Source organism: Streptomyces sp. NPDC040405 (assembly GCF_055595765.1).
Window position 1 is genome coordinate 374,778 of the sequence record NZ_JBVIVI010000003.1, and the last position, 18,414, is coordinate 393,191.

General features: G+C 74.2%; 8 protein-coding genes. 7 read left to right on the forward strand and 1 reads right to left on the reverse strand.

Going from position 1 to position 18,414, the window contains the following annotated elements:
- Positions 1 to 10: 10 nt before the first annotated feature.
- Positions 11 to 949, reverse strand: coding sequence for a GlxA family transcriptional regulator (locus ACZ59A_RS15400; RefSeq protein ID WP_470958512.1), 939 nt, complete (start codon positions 947 to 949; stop codon positions 11 to 13).
- Between the two features lie 210 nt (positions 950 to 1,159).
- Between ACZ59A_RS15400 and ACZ59A_RS15405 the strand changes: the two genes are divergently transcribed.
- From ACZ59A_RS15405 to ACZ59A_RS15435, 7 genes are all read left to right on the forward strand, one after another.
- A complete protein-coding gene (locus ACZ59A_RS15405; protein WP_470958515.1) occupies positions 1,160 to 1,849 on the forward strand; it encodes a DJ-1/PfpI family protein in 690 nt (229 codons plus the stop codon).
- Positions 1,850 to 1,875: 26 nt separating this feature from the next.
- Positions 1,876 to 2,340: a hypothetical protein gene (locus ACZ59A_RS15410; protein ID WP_470958517.1), complete on the forward strand. Its 465-nt coding sequence runs from the start codon at positions 1,876 to 1,878 to the stop codon at positions 2,338 to 2,340.
- Positions 2,341 to 2,343: 3 nt separating this feature from the next.
- Entirely contained in the window at positions 2,344 to 2,688 is a 345-nt protein-coding gene (locus ACZ59A_RS15415) for a DUF3817 domain-containing protein (protein WP_470958520.1), read from the forward strand.
- A gap of 112 nt (positions 2,689 to 2,800) precedes the next feature.
- Positions 2,801 to 3,667, forward strand: a complete 867-nt coding sequence (locus ACZ59A_RS15420) for an AraC family transcriptional regulator (protein ID WP_470958522.1) — start codon at positions 2,801 to 2,803, stop codon at positions 3,665 to 3,667.
- A gap of 77 nt (positions 3,668 to 3,744) precedes the next feature.
- Positions 3,745 to 4,227 (forward strand): hypothetical protein, encoded by a 483-nt coding sequence (locus ACZ59A_RS15425; RefSeq protein ID WP_470958525.1) that lies wholly within the window; start codon positions 3,745 to 3,747, stop codon positions 4,225 to 4,227.
- A gap of 519 nt (positions 4,228 to 4,746) precedes the next feature.
- On the forward strand, positions 4,747 to 16,431 hold the full coding sequence (locus ACZ59A_RS15430; RefSeq protein WP_470958526.1) for an amino acid adenylation domain-containing protein: 11,685 nt from the start codon (positions 4,747 to 4,749) through the stop codon (positions 16,429 to 16,431).
- Positions 16,428 to 18,413: a class I adenylate-forming enzyme family protein gene (locus ACZ59A_RS15435; RefSeq protein ID WP_470958528.1), complete on the forward strand. Its 1,986-nt coding sequence runs from the start codon at positions 16,428 to 16,430 to the stop codon at positions 18,411 to 18,413. Before ACZ59A_RS15430 ends, ACZ59A_RS15435 begins: the two co-directional genes overlap by 4 nt.
- Position 18,414: the final 1 nt, after the last annotated feature.

An 18,414-nucleotide genomic window follows, 5' to 3' on the forward strand; every position in this document is an offset into this window, starting at 1 on the left:
CCCCGCCCCCTCAGCTGAAGGTGCGGCGGTAGGTGTGCGGGCTGACGCCGGTCGTGCGTTTGAAGCGGTCGCGGAAGGCGGTGGGGGAGCCGAAGCCGACCTGGGCGCCGATGCGCTCGACGGAGTGCGGCGTGGTTTCCAGAAGGTGCTGTGCCTGACGGATGCGGGCGCGGTGCAGCCACTGGAGCGGGGTGGTGCCGGTCTGCTCGCGGAAGCGGCGTATCAGGGTCCGGGTGCTGGTTCCGGCGTGGGCGGCGATGTCGGCGAGGGCGAGGTCGCGGCCCAGGTTGTCCTGCAGCCAGGCGAGCAGGGGTTCGAGGACGGAGCCCTGCGGTGTGGGCGCGTAGTCGTAAACGATGAACTGCGCCTGCCCGCCCTCGCGTTCGAGCGGCATGACGGACAGCCGGGCGGCGTGGGCCGCGACGGCCGAGCCGTAGTCGCGGCGGATCATGTGCAGGCACAGGTCCAGCCCGGCGGCGGCGCCCGCGGAGGTGAGGAACTGGCCGTTGTCGACGTACAGGACGTCCGGGTCCACCTCGATGTCCGGGTAGGCGGTGGCCAGGAGACCGGCCGCGATCCAGTGGGTGGTGGCCCGCAGTCCGTCGAGCAGTCCGGTGGCGGCCAGGATGAAGGTGCCCGAGCAGATGGAGGCGATCCGTGTGCCGTTCTCGGCCGCCGCCCGCAGGGCGTCGCGGACAGCGGGCGCGAGCGGGGCCGTGGGGGCGGCGGTACCGGGCACGATGATCGTGTCGGCCCCGTCGAGCCCGTCGAGGCCCCAGGGCGCGCGCAGTGCGAAGGCCCCGGCGTCGATCTCCTGGCGCTCGCCGCACACCCGGATCTGGTAGCCGGGGCGCCCGTCCGGCAGACGGGTGCGGGTGAAGACCTCGATCGGAGTGGACAGGTCGTACGGGATCACCTGGTCCAGAGCAAGAACGGCGATGGTGTGCATGGCCGGAACATACCCGCTCGCCGGACGGCCCGCAGCGGCCCGGAGTGCGGGATTCTCGGCTCCACCGCACGTCAAGGCGCCCTTGCCGAGGATGGCACTATTCCGTTGAAAGGTGGCACTCATGCCACTGGGAGGCGGCGCGGCAGCCGATTAACTTCGGGGCATCGCCCGGCACAAGCCGGGCTTCCCGCCTCTGAGAGAGAGCCCCGCATGCATGCCCAGGTTGTCCTGCTCGACGGCTTCGATCCGCTTGATGTCATCGCCCCCTACGAGGTGCTGTACGCAGGTGGCGGCGCCTCGGCGGGCGCGGTGAGCGTGGAACTGGTCTCCGCCGAAGGGCCGCGCGAGGTGGCCAGCGGCATCGGGGGCCTGACCCTGCGGGCCACCGCCGCCCTCGACCCCGAACGGGCCGGTGTGATCGTGGTCCCCGGCGTCGCTGGACGCTTCGGCGAGCCCGGCGAGGCCCCCGAGCGGGACGCGGGGGAGGGGAAGGGGCAGCCGGAGGCGTTCCTGTCCGTGCTGCTGGACCGCGCCATGTCCACCGAGCTGCCCGCGCTGTTGAAGGCCGCGATGGAGAACCCGGCGGTGACCGTCGGCACGGTGTGCGGCGGGTCGACCCTCCTGGCCATGGCCGGTCTGCTGGAAGGGCGCCACGCCACCACCCACCACATGGGCCTGGACGCGCTCGGCGGGAGCGGCGCCCACGCGGTGCGGGCCCGCGTCGTCGACGACGGCGACCTCGTCACCGGCGCCGGGGTCACCTCCGGTCTCGACGTGGGCCTGTATCTGCTGGAGCGCGAGGTGGGTCCCCGGGTCGCACACGCCGTCGAGGAACTGGTCGCCCATGAGCGCCGCGGCGTCGTATGGCGCGCTCAGGGCCTGGCGCCCGTCGGCTTCTGACCACTCTCCGATCCGGATCACCGACCATGACGAAACTCTTCCTCATCCTGCATGTGCTGGCCGCCGTGGTGGCCATCGGCCCCGTCACCGTCGCCGCGAGCATGTTCCCGCCCGCCCTGCGCCGTGCCCACGGCGACCCGGGTGACCACGAGGCGCTCACGACCCTGCGGATGCTGCACCGCATCTGCCGCGTGTACGCGGCCATCGGCGTCGCCGTGCCCCTCTTCGGATTCGCCACCGCCAGCAGCCTCGGCGTCCTCGGCAGCCCATGGCTGATCGCCTCGATCGTCCTGACCGCCGGGGCCGCCGCCGTCCTGGCCCTGCTGATCCTGCCCGCGCAGGAGGGTGCCCTCACCGCGGCAGGGATTCCAGGCCCCGCCGCCACCCGTGCACCGGGCCGCCTCGCCATGCTCACCGGCATCTTCAACCTGCTGTGGGCCACGGTCACCATCCTGATGATCATCCGCCCCGGCTCCACCACGGGAGCCTGACCCGTGCACCCGCGGCCCTTGCGCATCGCGGCACACGCCGAACTCATCTCGCTGGTCATCATGCTGGCCAATCTCGCCACCGTCCACGTCAAGCCCGTCTCCTCGCTGATGGGCCCCACCCACGGCTGTGCCTATCTGTTCGTCATCGGCGCGACCTGGCGCCTTCGGCAGGCTACGAACACCACCAGGGCCATGGCCTTCATCCCCGGCGTCGGCGGCCTGCTCGCCCTGCGGCACGTCAAGCCGGGAGTTCCCCTCGGTGTCCCGGCGGGGGCTCCGCTCCCACACCCCCGCTCCTCAAGCGACGGAGGGGCTGGAGCGGGTGCTTCTGGGGCGGCCCCTCGCTGATCGGCCCCGTCCGTGACCGGGTCGGGTCCACCCGACCGGACCGGGCACAGGATGTCGGGTCCGGCAGGGTGATGCCTTCCTAATGTGAGGGTCGTAAGGGAAGGAGGCCGAGGTGCTGGAGCGGCTGAACGAGGCCCTGGAACACATCGAGTCGCATCTCGATCAGCGGATCGGGGTGACCGAGCTGGCGCGCATCGCGATGACGTCGGAGTACCACTTCCGCCGGATGTTCTCCGCGCTGGCCGGGATCTCGCTGTCGGAGTACATCCGGCGCAGACGGCTCACCGTCGCCGGGGCCGAGGTGCTGGCCGGGCAGCGGACGCTGCTGGAGATCGCGGTGCGCTACGGCTACGGCTCGGGGGAGGCGTTCGCGCGTGCGTTCCGCGCCCTGCACGGGGTGGGTCCGGGCGAGGCCCGGCGCGGCGGTGCCGCGCTGAACTCCCAGCCACGGATGTCCTTCCGCCTCATCGTCGAAGGGAGTAGCACCATGCGATACCGGGTTGTGGAGAGGGAGCGGTTCCACGTGGTCGGCAAGAAGGCCCGGGTGCCGCTCGTCCATGTGGGGGTGAACCAGGCGATCGCCGCCTTCATCCGCGGCATCGACCAGGAGACGCTACGGCGCATCACCGCGCTGTCCGATCAGGAGCCGGAGGGGATCGTCGCGGTCAGCGACGACCTCGACCCGAGCCGGGCGGAGGGAACCGAACTCGACTACTACCACGGTGTGGTGGCCGGGACCGCCGGGCCGGAGGACCTGGACTCGCTCACCGTCCCGGCGGGGACCTGGGCCGTGTTCGAGAATTCCGGGCCGTTCCCGCAGGCGCTCCAGTACCTGTGGCGCGATGTGTTCACGCAGTGGTTCCCGTCCAATCCGTACCAGAGCAGGCCGGGACCCGAGATCCTGCGCACCCGGGTGTCGCAGGACGGGTCGGAGGCGGACGCGGAGCTGTGGATCCCCGTGGAGCGGACCCCGGTCTGAGCCGGCACCGGCTCGGACGACCTCACCGGAAGCCTCATCCGTTGTTTGCATCGGCCGGATCGGGCAATTCGCACAGCATGGCTAACGCACGAGCGAACAACGAATCGACCGACCGCGCCACCAAGGCCACGGAGGCGACAGCCGCCAAGGCCAAGGAGACCTCCGCGAAGGCGGCGGAGAAGGCGGCGGCGAAGGCGGAGTCCGCGGGCCAGTCGACCGCCGATGCCGCCAAGTCCGCCGCGAACGGCGCGGGACGCGCCGCGACCAGCGCGGGCAGTGCCGTCGGCAACGCCGTGACCTCGGCGGGGGCGAAGGCGGGCAAGGCGGCCGGGTCGGCGGGCACCGCCGTGACGTCCACGCTTAAGGGCGTGACCTCGGCGGCCGGGCAGGTGACCTCTGCCGCCACGACCGCCTGGACCGTCCTGAAGAACCGCAAGCTGGTCGCGGCCGGTGCCGCGGCCGGGGTCACCGCCCTCAGCGCGGCCTCGTACGCCGTGGGCCGTCATGCGGAGCGCAGCGGCCACGGTCCCGTCACGCGGCTGACGGGCGGCCGCATCTGACGGGCCGCCCGCCCGTCGAACCGTCTGCCCGACCGCGCCGCACACGCACCACCAACCGCCCGCCCAAGGCCGCCCCAGGTGGCCTTGGGCGGGCGGTTTCGTGCGTACGCGCCCGGCGTCGTATTTGCGGATGGGACGGTTGCTCAACAGGAGGCGGCGCGAGCGGGTGTTCAGGGACCGGCGCATGGGCAAGCAGGGGAGGGAGTGGCGGCCGAGGGCTCGGGTGTCTCTGAAGGCGGGGGCGCGAATCGGCCTTTCTCGTGGCCGAGTTGCCGTCCCAGGGCCGTGAGCTGCCGCGATCTGCCGTGTGCCACCGCAATCCCGAGGGGCGGAGTGATGATCCTCTCCATTGCCATCCCTTTGCGATGACTTTACTCCCCTGTTAGTCTTCCGGCGACCGGACAAGATCGGACCACCGCCCAGCGGCCCCGTGCCCGAACAGCCCGACGACTGATGCAAATCGCCCTGTGAAGCCACTTCTACGTTGAGGTCGTCACACGGCGACCGGGCGGGAACCCCATGGCCCTGGACGAAACCGGCCCCGAACTCCCCCTTTCCGAGGCGCAGTCAGGCGTATGGCTGGCCGAGCGGTCCCGGCCCGACCTCTCCTCGCCGTACCTCTGGGGCGAGTACACCGACATCACCGGCACGCTCGACACCGGCGTCCTCGTGGCCGCCGTCCGGCAGGCCGTGCGCGAGACCGAAGCCCTCCACGTCCGCTTCACCGAGGCGCCGGACGGGCGGCCGGTCCAGCACCTGGTGCCCCCGCGCTCCGTCCCCTTTCCGGTGCGCGACCTGCGGCACGAGCCCGACCCGTACGAGACGGCCCTCGCCTGGATGCGCAAGGAGCTGTCCCGGCCCGTCGACCTGGCCGAGGGCGAGCTGTTCGACGGCGCGGTCCTGCAAGTCGGCGACCAGCGGCATCTGCTGTTCACCCGGGTGCACCACATCGCCCTCGACGGCTTCGGCATGACGCTCTTCTCGCGCCGCGTCGCGGACCTCTACGGCAGCCTCCTCGACGTCGGCCCGGTCCCGGGAACCGGCTGGAGCCCGCTCCGCGCCGTACTCGACGAGGAGCGGGCCTACCGTGGCTCACCGCAGTGGGAGGCCGACCGGCGGTGGTGGCTCGGGCAGATGGAAGGGCGCCCGGAATTCCTCAGCCTGGCCCCGCGCCCGGCCCCGGTACCGGCCGCCTCGCTGCGGCTGACCAGTACCCTGCCCGAGGCGGAGTTCGCCCAACTGCGTGCGGCCGCCGAGGACATGGGGCAGCGCTGGTCGCGGCTGGTCATCGCCGCGACCGCCGTCTTCGTCCACGCGATGACCGGCAGCCGGGACGTCGTCCTCAGCCTGCCGGTCACCGGGCGGGTCAGCGAGCAGAGCCGACAGGTGCCCGGGATGGCGGCCAACGTGCTGCCCCTGCGCCTGTCCGTCGACCCCGCCGCCCCCTTCACGGACCTGGCGGCCCGGGCCGACGAGGCGATCGCCCTCGTCCAGCGGCACCAGCGCTACCGGGGCGAACAGCTGCGCCGCGACCTGGGATACCCCCAGGACGGCCGCCGCTTCTTCGGGCCCGTCCTCAACATCCAGCGCTTCGCCTACGGGCTGCGCTTCGGGCCCGCCACCGCCACCGTGCACAACCTCCAGGCGCCGCCGTCGGAGGACCTGTCCCTGGTGGCGTACGACCGTGGCGACGGCCCGCTCACCCTCGACGCCGACGCCAACCCGGCCAACCACTCCCCGGAACTGCTGCGCGACGCCAGCGACCGCTTCCTGAGCGTGCTGCGCCAGGCCGCCACCCGGCCGGGCGGCACGCCCGTGGCCCGTTACGCCGTCACCTCGGCCGCCGAGTCCGACCGGATCGGGACGGCGGGCAGCGGGCGGCCGCAGCGGCACACCGGTCCGGCGCGTACCGCGCTCGCGAGGTTCCAGGACCAGGCAGCCGCCGCGCCCGAGGCGTTCGCCGTCACCTCGGCCGCGACCGGCGAACGGCTCACCTACCGGGAGCTCGACGCCCGCGCCACCGCCCTCGCGGCCCGGCTGACCGAGGCGGGCGTGACCGCCGAGACGCCGGTGGTACTTCTCGTCGAGCGCTCGCCCGATCTCGTCGTCGCCGTGCTGGGCGTGGCCAAGGCGGGCGCCGCGTATCTGCCGCTGCACCGCGCGGACGGCCCGAGCCGCCTGGCCGCGATCGCCGCCGGAGCCGGGGCGCGGTTCCTGATCACCGACGCCACGACCCGGGACGACGACATCGCCACGTGGTTCCGCGACCGGGGACACCGCACCTTCGTCCTCGGCGACGAGCCGTCCGCCCCGCGCCACGGTGTTCCGCCGACCGCGCACCCGGAGCAACTCGCGTGCGTGATGTACACATCGGGCTCGACCGGCGCCCCGAAAGGCGTCGCGATCACCCACGCCAATCTCGTACGGCTCGCCTCCGACCGCTGGTGGGACGAGGGCGGCGCGGAGCGGGTGCTGCTGCACTCCCCGCACGCCTTCGACGCGCTCACCCTCGAACTGTGGGTGCCGCTCCTCACCGGCGGCGAGATCGTCATCGCCCCGCCGGGCCGTACGGACCTCGGCGTCCTGCGCGACGTCGTCGCCGCGCACCGCGTCACCGGCCTGTGGCTGACGGCGGGCCTGTTCGCGGCGGTCGCCGAGGAGGACCCCGACTGCCTCGCCGGTGTCCGCCAGGTGTGGACCGGCGGCGACGTGGTCGCCCCCGAGGCCGTACGGCGCGTACGCTCCGGGCGCCGGGCCCCCGCCGTCGTCAACGGCTACGGACCCACCGAGACCACCGTCTTCGCCACCCGGCACCCGGTGGGCGACCTCCCCGGACACACCGCCTCGATCCCCATCGGCGCCCCGCTCGACGGCACCGGTGTGCATCTCCTCGACGACGCGCTGCGGCCCGTCCCGCCCGGTGGCACCGGTGAGGTCTACCTTTCCGGCACCGGGCTCGCCCGCGGCTACCTCGGCGCGCCGCTCCGTACGGCGGAGCGCTTCGTGGCCTGCCCGTTCGGCCCGCCCGGCGCCCGGATGTACCGCACCGGCGACCTCGCCCGCTGGAACCCGGACTGGACCCTCGACTTCGCGGGCCGCGCCGACAGCCAGGTCAAACTGCGCGGCTACCGGATCGAACCCGGCGAGATCGACGCCGCGCTGTGCCGCCACCCCGCCGTGACCCGCGCCGCCACCGTGCTCCGCGAGGACCGGCCCGGCGAGCGCAGGCTCGTGGCGTACGTCGTCACCGCGCGGCCGGAAACGGAAGACGAGGCCGATGCGGACACGCTGAAGCGCCACGCCGCCGAGCACCTTCCGGCGTTCATGGTGCCGTCGGCGATCGTCCCCGTCGAACGGCTCCCCCTCACCCGCAACGGCAAGCTCGACCGCGCCGCACTGCCCGCACCGGCCACCACGCGGCCGGGCGGCGCGGACGGCAGCGGCGCGGCCCGGCCGCCCCGCACGCCCACCGAGGAGACGCTCACCGCGCTGTTCCGCGAGGTGCTGGGCGAGGAGGACATCCCGCCGGACACCGGCTTCTTCACCCTGGGCGGAGACAGCATCCTGGCGATCCACCTGGTCAGCCGGGCCAGGCGGGCAGGACTTCCGGTCACCTCCCAGGACGTCTTCCGCCACCCCGCGGTCGCCGCGCTGGCCACGGCCCTGGCCGACCGGTCCCCGCTGCCCATGGGCCCGAACGTCCCGGCCCCGGGCGACACCGCCACCGACACCGATCCGGCGGTGGAGCCGACGCCCGTGATGCACTGGCTGCGCGAACGCGGCGGTCCCGTCACCGGGTTCGCGCAGTCGATGGCGCTGCGCACCCCCGCCGCACTGGACACGGCGAAGCTGCGCACGCTCCTCGAAGCGCTGCTCGACCGGCACGACATGCTGCGCCTCCGGCTGGTGGCGCGGGACTCCTCCTGGGAGCTGCGGACCGAACCCCATGGCCGGATCGAGCTGGTCCGGCACGATGCGTCCGGCCTCGACCGGCTGGCGCTGGAGGCCGCCGTACGGGAGCACGCCGCGCGGGCCGGAGAGCGGCTGGACCCCGCCGAGGGGCGCGTCGTGCACGCGGAGTGGTTCGACGCCGGAGCCGACCGGCCCGGCACGCTCGTCCTCACCGCGCACCACCTCGCCGTCGACGGGGTGTCGTGGCGGATCCTGCTCGACGACCTGCGCGACGGCTGGCGCGCGCTGGCCGATGGCAGGACCCCGGCGCCGCCGCCGGTCGGCACGGGCTTCGGGAGGTGGAGCAGGGCGCTGGCGGCGCATGCCCGGGACGCGTCGGTCCTGGCCGAACTCCCCTACTGGACCCAGGTCGCCAACGCGGTCGGCCACCTCCAGGCCGAGCCGCGCCCGGACCCGGCGCGGGACACCGAGGCCACGCGCCGCCACCACACCCGCACCCTTCCGGCCGCGCTGACCGCGGCCCTGGCGGAGCGGGCCACCGCCGCGTTCGGCGCCTCGCTGAACGACCTGCTGCTGACCGCGTTCGTCCGGGCCGTCGCGGACTGGCGCGGTGCGGGGGAGAGCGCCGTCGGGCTGGACCTGGAGGGCCACGGCCGGGAGGAGTTCGCCGCCGGTCTCGAACTGTCCCGTACGGTCGGCTGGTTCACCGTCATCCACCCGGTGCTGCTCGACGCGGGAGACGGGGACACGCCCTGGGACGTGGCCGTGGCCCGGGTCCGGGCGGCACTGCGCGACGTACCGGCCCATGGCCTCGGCTACGGCCTGCTGCGCCACCTCAACCCGGACACCGCCACCCGGCTGGCCGCACCCGCACCGCCCCGGATCGCCTTCAACTACCTCGGCCGCTTCGAGGCGGACGGCGAGCGGGACTGGAGCCCGGACGGGAGCGTCCTCAGCTCCGGCGCGTCGCCGGAGCTGCCGCTGGCACACGCCGTCGAACTCGACTCCGTCATCGTCGACCACCCCGAAGGCCCCCGGCTCACCGCGATGTGGTCCTGGGCCGGTCGCCTGCTGGACGACGCGCCCATGGCGGACCTGGCCGGGCGCTGGTTCGACCATCTCGCGGCGCTGGCCGCCGGGGCGGACGAGCGACCCGCGGCACCCGCGGCAGGCGGGGCGGACCGCGAGGGCGAGGCGTTGCCGCTGGCGCCCCTCGCCCAGGGGCTGCTGTTCCACTCCCAGTACGACCATGGCGAAGACGGCGCAGCCGACCCGTATCTCGTCCAGTTCGTCTTCGAGCTGACCGGCGAACTCGACGCCACGGCGCTGCGTGAGGCACTGCGCGCCTTGGTGCGCAGGCATCCGAATCTGGCCGCCGGGTTCCGGCCGGACGCCGTCGGCAGGCCCGTGCAGAGGGTGCCGGACCACATCGACGTTCCGTGGCGGGAGGAGCGGGTGGCGTCCCCCGAGGAGGAGGCCGCCTTCCTCGACCGGGACCGGCGTGTGCGCTTCGACCTCGCCCAGCCGCCCGCGCTGCGCGCCACTCTCCTGCGGGCCGCCGGGCGGCGCCATGTCTTCGTGCTGACCGCCCACCACATCCTGCTGGACGGCTGGTCCTGGCCGATAGCGGTCCGGGAGCTGTTCACCCTCTACGCGGGCGGCACGCCCCCGGCCGCCACGCCGTACCGCGCCTACCTGGACTGGCTCGCCACCCGCGATGCCGAGGCCGACGAGGCCGCGTGGCGCGGTGTCCTGGCCGGGCTGGACGGCCCCACCCTGGTCGGCGGAGAGCGCGGCCGGGACGGCGCCGGCCACCACGGACAGGCCGACGCCGAGCTGGACGCCGAAGTGACGGACGCGCTGCGGCAGGCGGCCCGTGCGCACGGGCTGACCGTCAACACCCTCGTACGGCTCGGCTGGGCGATGCTGCTGGGCGCCCACACCGGCCGTGACGACGTCGTCTTCGGCGCCACGGTCTCCGGCCGCCCGCCCGAGCTGCCCGGTGTGGAGAACATCGTCGGCCTGCTGATCAACACCATCCCGGTCCGGGTCCGCCTCGACCCCTCCCGCACCGTCGAGGAGACGCTGCGCGCGCTGCGCGACCAGCAGCTCGCCGTCGTCGAGCACCAGTACACCGATCTCACCAGGCTCCAGCGCCTGGCCGGACACGGCGAACTGTTCGACACCCTGGTCGTGTTCGAGAACTACCCGATCGACGCCGATGTCCTGCGGGATGTCGCGCCCGGCATCGAGATCGCCGGACTGCGGGTGATGGACGGTACGCACTACCCCCTGTCGCTCATCGTCCTCCCCGGCGACGGAACGCGACTGGGCCTGCGGCTCGACCACCACACCGGGGTCCTCGACGCGGACGCCGCCCGGCGCCTGCTCGACCGGTTCGGCGCGCTGCTGCGCCGCATCGCCGCCGCGCCCGGCGCCCGGCTCGCCGACATCGGCCTGCTGCTGCCGGACGAGCGGACACCCCGGGCCCCGACCGCCGCGAGCACGCCCCGGCCCCCGGCCGTCGCGCGGCCACCGGGCCCCACCCTGCCCGCGCTGTTCGAGCAGCAGGCGGCGCTGCGGCCCGGCGCCCCCGCACTGACCGATGGCGAACACACCCTCGGATACCGGGAGTTGAACGAGCGGGCCAACCGCCTCGCGCGGCTGCTCATCGCCCACGGCGCGGGCCCCGGCCGACTCGTCGCCCTCGCCCTGCCCCGCGCCGCCGACCTGGTGACCGCCGTCCTCGCCGTGCTCAAGTCCGGCGCGGGCTATGTGCCGCTGGACCCGGCCACCCCGCCCGAGCGCGTCCGCCATGTGCTCGACGAGACCGACCCGCCGCTGGCCGTGGCCACGGCCGACACCGCGGCCCTGCTGCCGCCCGGCCGGGACCGATTGCTGCTGGACGCCCCGGAGACGGCCGCCGCCCTGGCCACCGGACCCGCCGGTGACCTCGGCCGATGTACCGACCCGCACACAGCCGCCTACGTCATCCACACCTCCGGCTCGACCGGCACCCCCAAGGGCGTCGTGGTCACGCACGACAACGTCGTACGGCTGCTGGACACCACCGATGAGCGGTTCGGCTTCGGCCCGGACGATGTGCACGCCCTGTTCCACTCGTACGCGTTCGACGTGTCCGTGTGGGAGCTGTGGGCGGCGCTCGGCCGGGGCGGGCGGCTCGTCGTCGTGCCGCACACCGTCAGCCGGTCGCCGCGCGAGATGTGGCGGTTGCTCGTACGGGAGGAGGTCACGGCGCTGTGCCAGACGCCGTCGTCCTTCTACCAGCTCGCCCAGGCGGAGGCCGACATGAGGCGGGAGGCCGACGGCCCGCCCCGGCACGCGCTGCGCGTCGTGGTCTTCGCCGGGGAGGCGCTGGACCCGCGCCGCGTCCGCCACTGGTATCCCGAGGGCCCCGGCACCCACGGCCGCCCCCGGCTGGTGAACATGTACGGCATCACCGAGACCACCGTGCACTCCACGTACGCCGAACTGACCGACCCCGCCGACACCCGCAGCGCCATCGGCGAACCGCTCGCCGACCTGCGGCTGTACCTGCTCGACCACGCGCTGCGGCCCGTGCCGCCCGGCTGCCCCGGCGAGATCTACCTCTCCGGCCCCGGTGTGACCCGCGGCTACCTGGGACGGGAGGCGCTGACGGCGACCCGTTTCGTGGCCGACCCCTTCGGCCCGCCCGGCGCCCGGATGTACCGCTCGGGAGACCTTGCGCGCCGGTGGCGGGACGGCACCCTGGAGTACCTGGGCCGCACCGACCAGCAGGTGAAGGTGCGTGGTTTCCGGATCGAACCGGGCGAGATCGAAGCCGCCCTGGAGCGCCACCCCGACGTCGTCCAGGCCGCGGTCATCGCCCAGGACGACCCCGCGGGAGGCGGCACCCGGCTCGTGGCGTACGCGGTGCCCGCCACGGCGGACACCCGCCTCGACCCCGCCGCGCTGCGCCACCACGTGGCCGACCACCTGCCCGGATACATGGTGCCCGGCTTCGTGGTGCCGATCGCCGGGCTGCCGCTGACCCGCAACGGCAAGCTCGACCGCCGCGCGCTGCCCGCACCCACCGAAGGGCTGCGGGCCGGGGCCGGACGGGCGCCCGCCACCGAGCTGGAGCGGTTCCTGTGCCGCGCCTTCGCCGAAACGCTCGGCGTACCCGAAGTCGGGGTGGAGGACGGCTTCTTCGACCTCGGCGGACACTCGCTGCTCGCCACCCAGCTGATCAACAAGATCCGCGCGGGCCTCGGCGTCGACCTCGCCATCCGCACGCTGTTCGACGCGCCCACCGTGGCCGCGCTCGCCCCGCGCGTCACCGCGCAGCGCGAGCCCCGCCGAACCCCGGCCGGACGCCCGGCGCGGCGCCCGCCGCTGCGCCCCGGACTGCGCCCGGCCCGGGTCCCGCTGTCGTTCGCCCAGCGCCGCCTGTGGTTCCTCCACCACTTCGAGGACGCCGGGCCGACGTACCACATGCCCTTCGCCTTCACGCTCGACGGCCCGCTGGACACCGAGGCGCTGCGCGCCGCGCTCATGGACGTCCTGACGCGCCACGAGATCCTCCGCACCGTGGTGGAGGTCCACGACGGTGAGCCCTGGCAGCGCGTGATCACCCCCGTCGAACCGCCCTTCGAGACCGTCGAGGTGGCCGAGGCGGAGGGACCGGGCCTGGCCGAACGCCTCGCCGCCGACGCCGCCCGCCCCTTCGACCTGGCCACGGAGCCGCCCCTGCGGGCGACGCTGTACGTGCTGGGCCCGGACCGGCACGTCCTGCTGCTGCTGCCGCACCACATCGCGGCCGACGGCTGGTCGCTGACCCCGCTCACCCGCGACCTGTCGGCCGCCTACCGGGCCAGGGCCGCGGGCCACGCCCCCCGGTGGGAGCCGCTCACCGCGCAGTACGCGGACTTCGCCCTCTGGCAGCGGGAGCTGCCCACCGACGCCGCCACCGCGTACTGGACCCGCGCCCTGAGCGGCATCCCGCAGCTGCTGCCCCTGCCCGCCGACCACCCGCGCCCGCCGGCCACCTCGCACCGCGGCGGCACCGTGGAGCTGGCCCTCGACGCCGAACTGCACCGAGGGCTCACCGTCCTCGCCCGCGAACACGAGGCGAGCGTGTTCATGGTGCTGCACGCCGCGCTCGGCGCCCTGCTGTCCGGGCTCGGCGCGGGCGAGGACATACCCATAGGCACGGCGGTCGGGGGCCGCCATGACGCGGCGCTGCACGACACCATCGGCTGCTTCGTCAACACCCTGGTCCTGCGCACCGACCTGTCGGGGACCCCCTCCTTCGCCGAGTTGCTGCGCCGGGTGCGCACGGCCGACCTGGACGCCTTCGAGCATCAGGAGCTGCCGTTCGAGCAGCTGGTGAAGCTCCTCAATCCGCCGCGCTCCACCGCGCACCACCCCGTTTTCCAGGTGATGCTGGCCTTCCAGGACACCGGACGTGCCGACATCGAGCTGCCGGGGATCACCGCGCGGCAGGTGCCGGTGCACGGCGACCGGGCCCGTCTGGACCTGCTGTGGAGCCTTCAGCAGGAGTACGACGCGGCCGGCGCGCCCGCGGGGCTGTCCGGGGTGCTGGAGTACAACGCCGACCTGTTCACCCGGCCCACGGCCGACGCGCTGAACGAGCGGCTGGACCGGCTGCTCCGTGCCGCCGTGGCCGACCCCGGCCGCGCCGTCGCGGACCTGCCGCTGCTCACGGAGGACGAGGAGCGACGGACCGTCACCACCTGGAACGACACCGCGCACGAGGTGGCCGGGGCGGGCGTGGCCGAGCTGTTCACGGCCCAGGCGCGCCGTACGCCGCACGCGCCCGCCCTGATAGGGGCCACGGAGACGCTGGACTTCCGGCAACTCGCCGAACGGGTCGCGGACCTGGCCCGGACGCTACGGGACGGTGGCGCGGGCCCGGGCCGGCTGGTGGCCGTCGGCCTGCCGCGCGACACCTGGCTCATCACCGCGTGCCTGGCCGTGATGTCCACCGGGGCCGCCTATCTGCCCTACGACCCGGAACTGCCGCCCGACCGGATCGCCGCCCTGCTCGCCGACGCCCGCCCCGCCCTCGTCCTGAGCGCGCCGGACACCGGTGGCGAGCCGTGGACACTCGCCACCTCACCCGACCCGGCCCGGCTGCCCGACGACGCCGCGTACGCGATCCACACCTCCGGCTCCACCGGCCACCCCAAGGCCGTGGTCGTCCCCCGCTCGGCACTGGCCAACCTGCTGGCGACCATGCGCCACCGCCTCGATGTCCACGAAGGCGACCGCGTCCTGGCCGCTGCGCCCGCCAACTTCGACATGTCGGTGCCCGAACTGTTCCTCGGCCCCGTCACGGGGGCCGCCACGGTGGTCGCCGACGCCGCGACGCTCCGCGACCCGGACGCCCTGCTCGCCCTCCTGGCCCGGCACCGCGTCACCGTCATGCAGGCCACCCCCTCGCGCTGGCAGACCCTGGCCGACCGGCGGCCGGGCGTGCTGCGCGGCATGCGCGCGGTGATCGGCGGCGAGGCCGTCCCCGGCCCGCTGGCCGAAACGCTCACCGGCCTCGGCTGCCGTCTGTTCGCCTACTACGGCCCCACCGAGACCACCGTCTGGTCCGCCTGCCATCCCGTCACCGGCCCCCAGGAGCCCGGGGTACCCCTGGGCCGACCCGTCGCCAACACGCGCGTGTACGTCCTGGGCCCCCGGCTGCGGCCCGTGCCGCCCGGCGCCATCGGCGATCTGTATCTGGCGGGCGCGGGCGTCGCACACGGCTATCTGCACCGCCCGGCGCTCACCGCGCAGCGCTTCGTCGCCGACCCGTTCGGCCCGCCCGGCACGCTCATGTACCGGACCGGCGACCTGGCCTCGTGGCGGGCCGACGGCACGCTGCGCTTCCACGGCCGCGACGACGACCAGATCAAGTTGCGCGGCCACCGCGTCGAACTCGGCGAGATCGAGGCGGCGTTGGCCGCCCACCCCCAGGTGGGGGCCGCCGCCGCTGCGGTGTGGGACCTGGGCCCGGACGACCGCAGGCTGGTCGGCTACGTGGCCCCCGACCCCGCCGGAGCCGACCCCGCCGGAGCCGACCTCGACTCCGTACGCGAACACCTCGCCGCGCGCCTGCCCGGCTATATGCTCCCGGCCCGCCTCCATACGCTCGACCGCCTCCCGCTGACCCGCAACGGCAAGGTGGACCGGCGGGCGCTGCCCGAGCCGGACTGGGGGAGCGGCACCGAGGGCCGGGCGCCGAGCACGCTGCGCGAGGAGACGCTGTGCCGGTTGTTCGCCGAGGTGCTCGGCGTGGACCGGGTCGGCGCCACGGACAGTTTCTTCGCCCTGGGCGGCCACTCGCTGAGCGCCACCCGGCTCGCCACCCGCATCCGCGAGGTACTGGGCCTGCGGCCCACCATCCGCGACCTGTTCGAAGCGGCCACCCCGGCCACGCTCGCCGCCCGCCTCGACGACGGCACCCCCGCCGCTCGGGGCCATCTCCTCGCGTACCGCGCCACGGGCGAGGCGGCACCCGTCTTCTGTGTGCACCCCCTCAGTGGCATCGGCTGGCTGTACGCCGGGCTGCTGCACCACGTCGACGGCGCCCATCCGCTCTACGCCCTGCGGGGCGAGGACCCCGGAGGCATCGGCGAACTCCCGGCCAGCATCGAGGAGATGGCCGAGCGGTACGTGGACGAGCTGCGGTCGGTACGCCCGCACGGCCCGTACCACCTGGTGGGCTGGTCCTTCGGCGGAGTCGTCGCCCACGCCATGGCCGTACGGCTGCGGGAGCTGGGCGTGGCACCGGGGCTGGTGTGCGTCGTCGACGCCCTGCCACCCACCGGAGACGGCGACGACGGCGGCGAAGCACCCGGCGCACCCATCGACGAGGAGCGGATCCACCGCATCCTGGTGACGGCCGCAGGACACGACGAGCGGCGATTCCCGCCCGGCGGGGTGGACTTCGCCACCGTCACCGCCCTGCTCCGTACCGAGGGCAGCGCGCTCGCGACCCTCACCGAGGACGACATCGGCCGCATCGTCGCGGTGGCGAAGAACAACGCCCGGCTCCTGCGCGCCTACCGGCCGCCCGTCCTCGACGGCGATGCGGTGCATGTGGCGGGTGCCGGAAACCGCCCGGCGCTGGAGAGGGCGTGGCGCCCCCTCGTCACCGGCTCGCTCTCGCTCCACGAAGTGGACAGCGACCACGAGCGGATCATGCAGCACCAGCACATCGGCGACTTCGGCCGGATCCTCGCCGAGGAACTGCGCCGCCACGCCCCCACCGCCCGAGGGACGGAGAACCCATGACATCCGTGGCGCACCGCGCCCCGCTGGACACCGCGGAACTGGCGCAACGCCACCGAGCGGAGCTGCTCGGTCTGGACGCCCTTACCGAGGGCGCCCGTGTCGTCATCCGGCTCCCGCACGGCGAGCCGCTGGCCGCGGCCCTGCTCACCTGCTTCGACCTGCGGCTCGTCGCCGTACCGCAACACCCGCGCACCTCCGACGCGGAACTCGTCGCCGCCGTACGGCGCGTGGACGCCTCAGCCGTCATCGACACCCCCGCCGACCGCACGCACCCGATCGGCCTGCGGATACTCCCCGGCGCGCCCGCCGAGCCCGATCCCGGGGCGGCGGAGCTGGCGTTCATCATGTTCACCTCCGGGTCCACGGGCACCCCCAAGGGCGTGATGCTCAGCCGCCGCGCCGTCCTCGGCAACGCCGCCAAGACGGCGCGGCTGCACCGCTTCGCGCCGGACCGTCCGCATGGCACCTGTCTGCCGCTGTACCACTGCAACGCGCTCGTGATGTCGCTCATCGGCGCCCACACCACGGGCGCCCCGCTGATCCTGCACACCGCCTTCGACCCCGACCGCTATCTGCGCGAGCTGGCGGCGGACGGCGCCCGCACCGCCTCGATCGTCCCCGCCCTGCTCGCGGAGCTGGTGGAGGCCGCACCCGCCTGGCCGGACGGTCTGGACTATCTGATCACCGCGGCCGCCCCGCTCACCGGCGACCTCGCCCGGCGCTTCCACCAGCGCTACGGGCCCAGGCTCCGCCAGGGATACGGGCTCACCGAAGCGGTCAACTTCAGCTTCACCATGCCCGAGCTGACCGGCGAGGACTTCACGTCGCAGTACCTCGACCGCTTCCCGCCGGTCGGACTCCCGCTGCCCGACACGCAGGTGCGGCTCGAATCCGGCGAGGTGTGGATCAGGACACCGGACATGATGGACGGCTACTGGCACGACCCGGCCGCCACCGCCCGGGCGCTCACCCCCGACGGCTGGCTGCGCACCGGCGACCTCGGGGAGCTGCGCGACGGACTGCTCGTCCTGCGGGGCCGCGCCAAGGAGCGCATCGACCGCGGGGGCGAGAAGCACTACCCGCTGGATGTGGAGCGCACCTGGCACGACGCGGGGCTGCGCGGCCGCTTCGCCGCCGTCCCCGTCGCCGAGGCGGCTCTCGGCCATGAGGTCGGTCTCGTCGCCGACGGTCCTCCCGCCGCCACCCTCGACGCGGTGCGCGCCGTGTGCGAGCGGGCCGCCGTACGCCCCGCCGCCGTCCGGTGGGGCGGCTTCCTCGCCACCGCCACCGGCAAACCGCAGCGCACCGCGATGGGCCGCACCCTGGCCGTGCGCCGGATCTCCGCCGTGCGCTACGAACGGCTGCTGCGCTACGCCGCCGTCACCGCCCGGACCCTGCTCGGCACCGGCCCCGCACCCTCGCCGGATCTGCCCTCGGGCGACCTGAACGGCGATCTGCACCGCGCGCTGCGCGCGATCGCGCCGTACGCCGTGTACGAGCCGGTCCCCACGGGCGAGGAGCCCGTCTTCGCCGCCTTCGACTTCCTGCGCGAACACATGCGGGCACACGGGCTGTGGGAGCCGCTGCCGGAGGCCGAGAAGGCGCGGTGGCGCGCGTATCTGCGGTCGCAGTGGCCCCTTTCGGAACACGCCGCAGTTGCCGCGGAGATCTGCGCCACCGAAGGCGTTACGCCGGCAGAGCCCGATATGCCCCAATTCGGTGCGTGGTGGGAATCCGAGGACGGCGGGCTGCGGCTGCTGCCCCATGCCCCTGCTTCCACCGCCACCTCCGACGGCATGCCATGGGCGCTCGACTACCTGTGGCGCTGTCTCGCGGACGACCACGGGACCGCCCGTGCCGACCGCTGGACCTGGGTGCGACAGCCGCGCACCCGCCACCCGGCCACGGTGGGCTTCTCCGTGCTGCGATCCGGCCGCCACGACCTGGGCGGCGTCGTCTGGGATTCACAACCGAGGGAGTGAC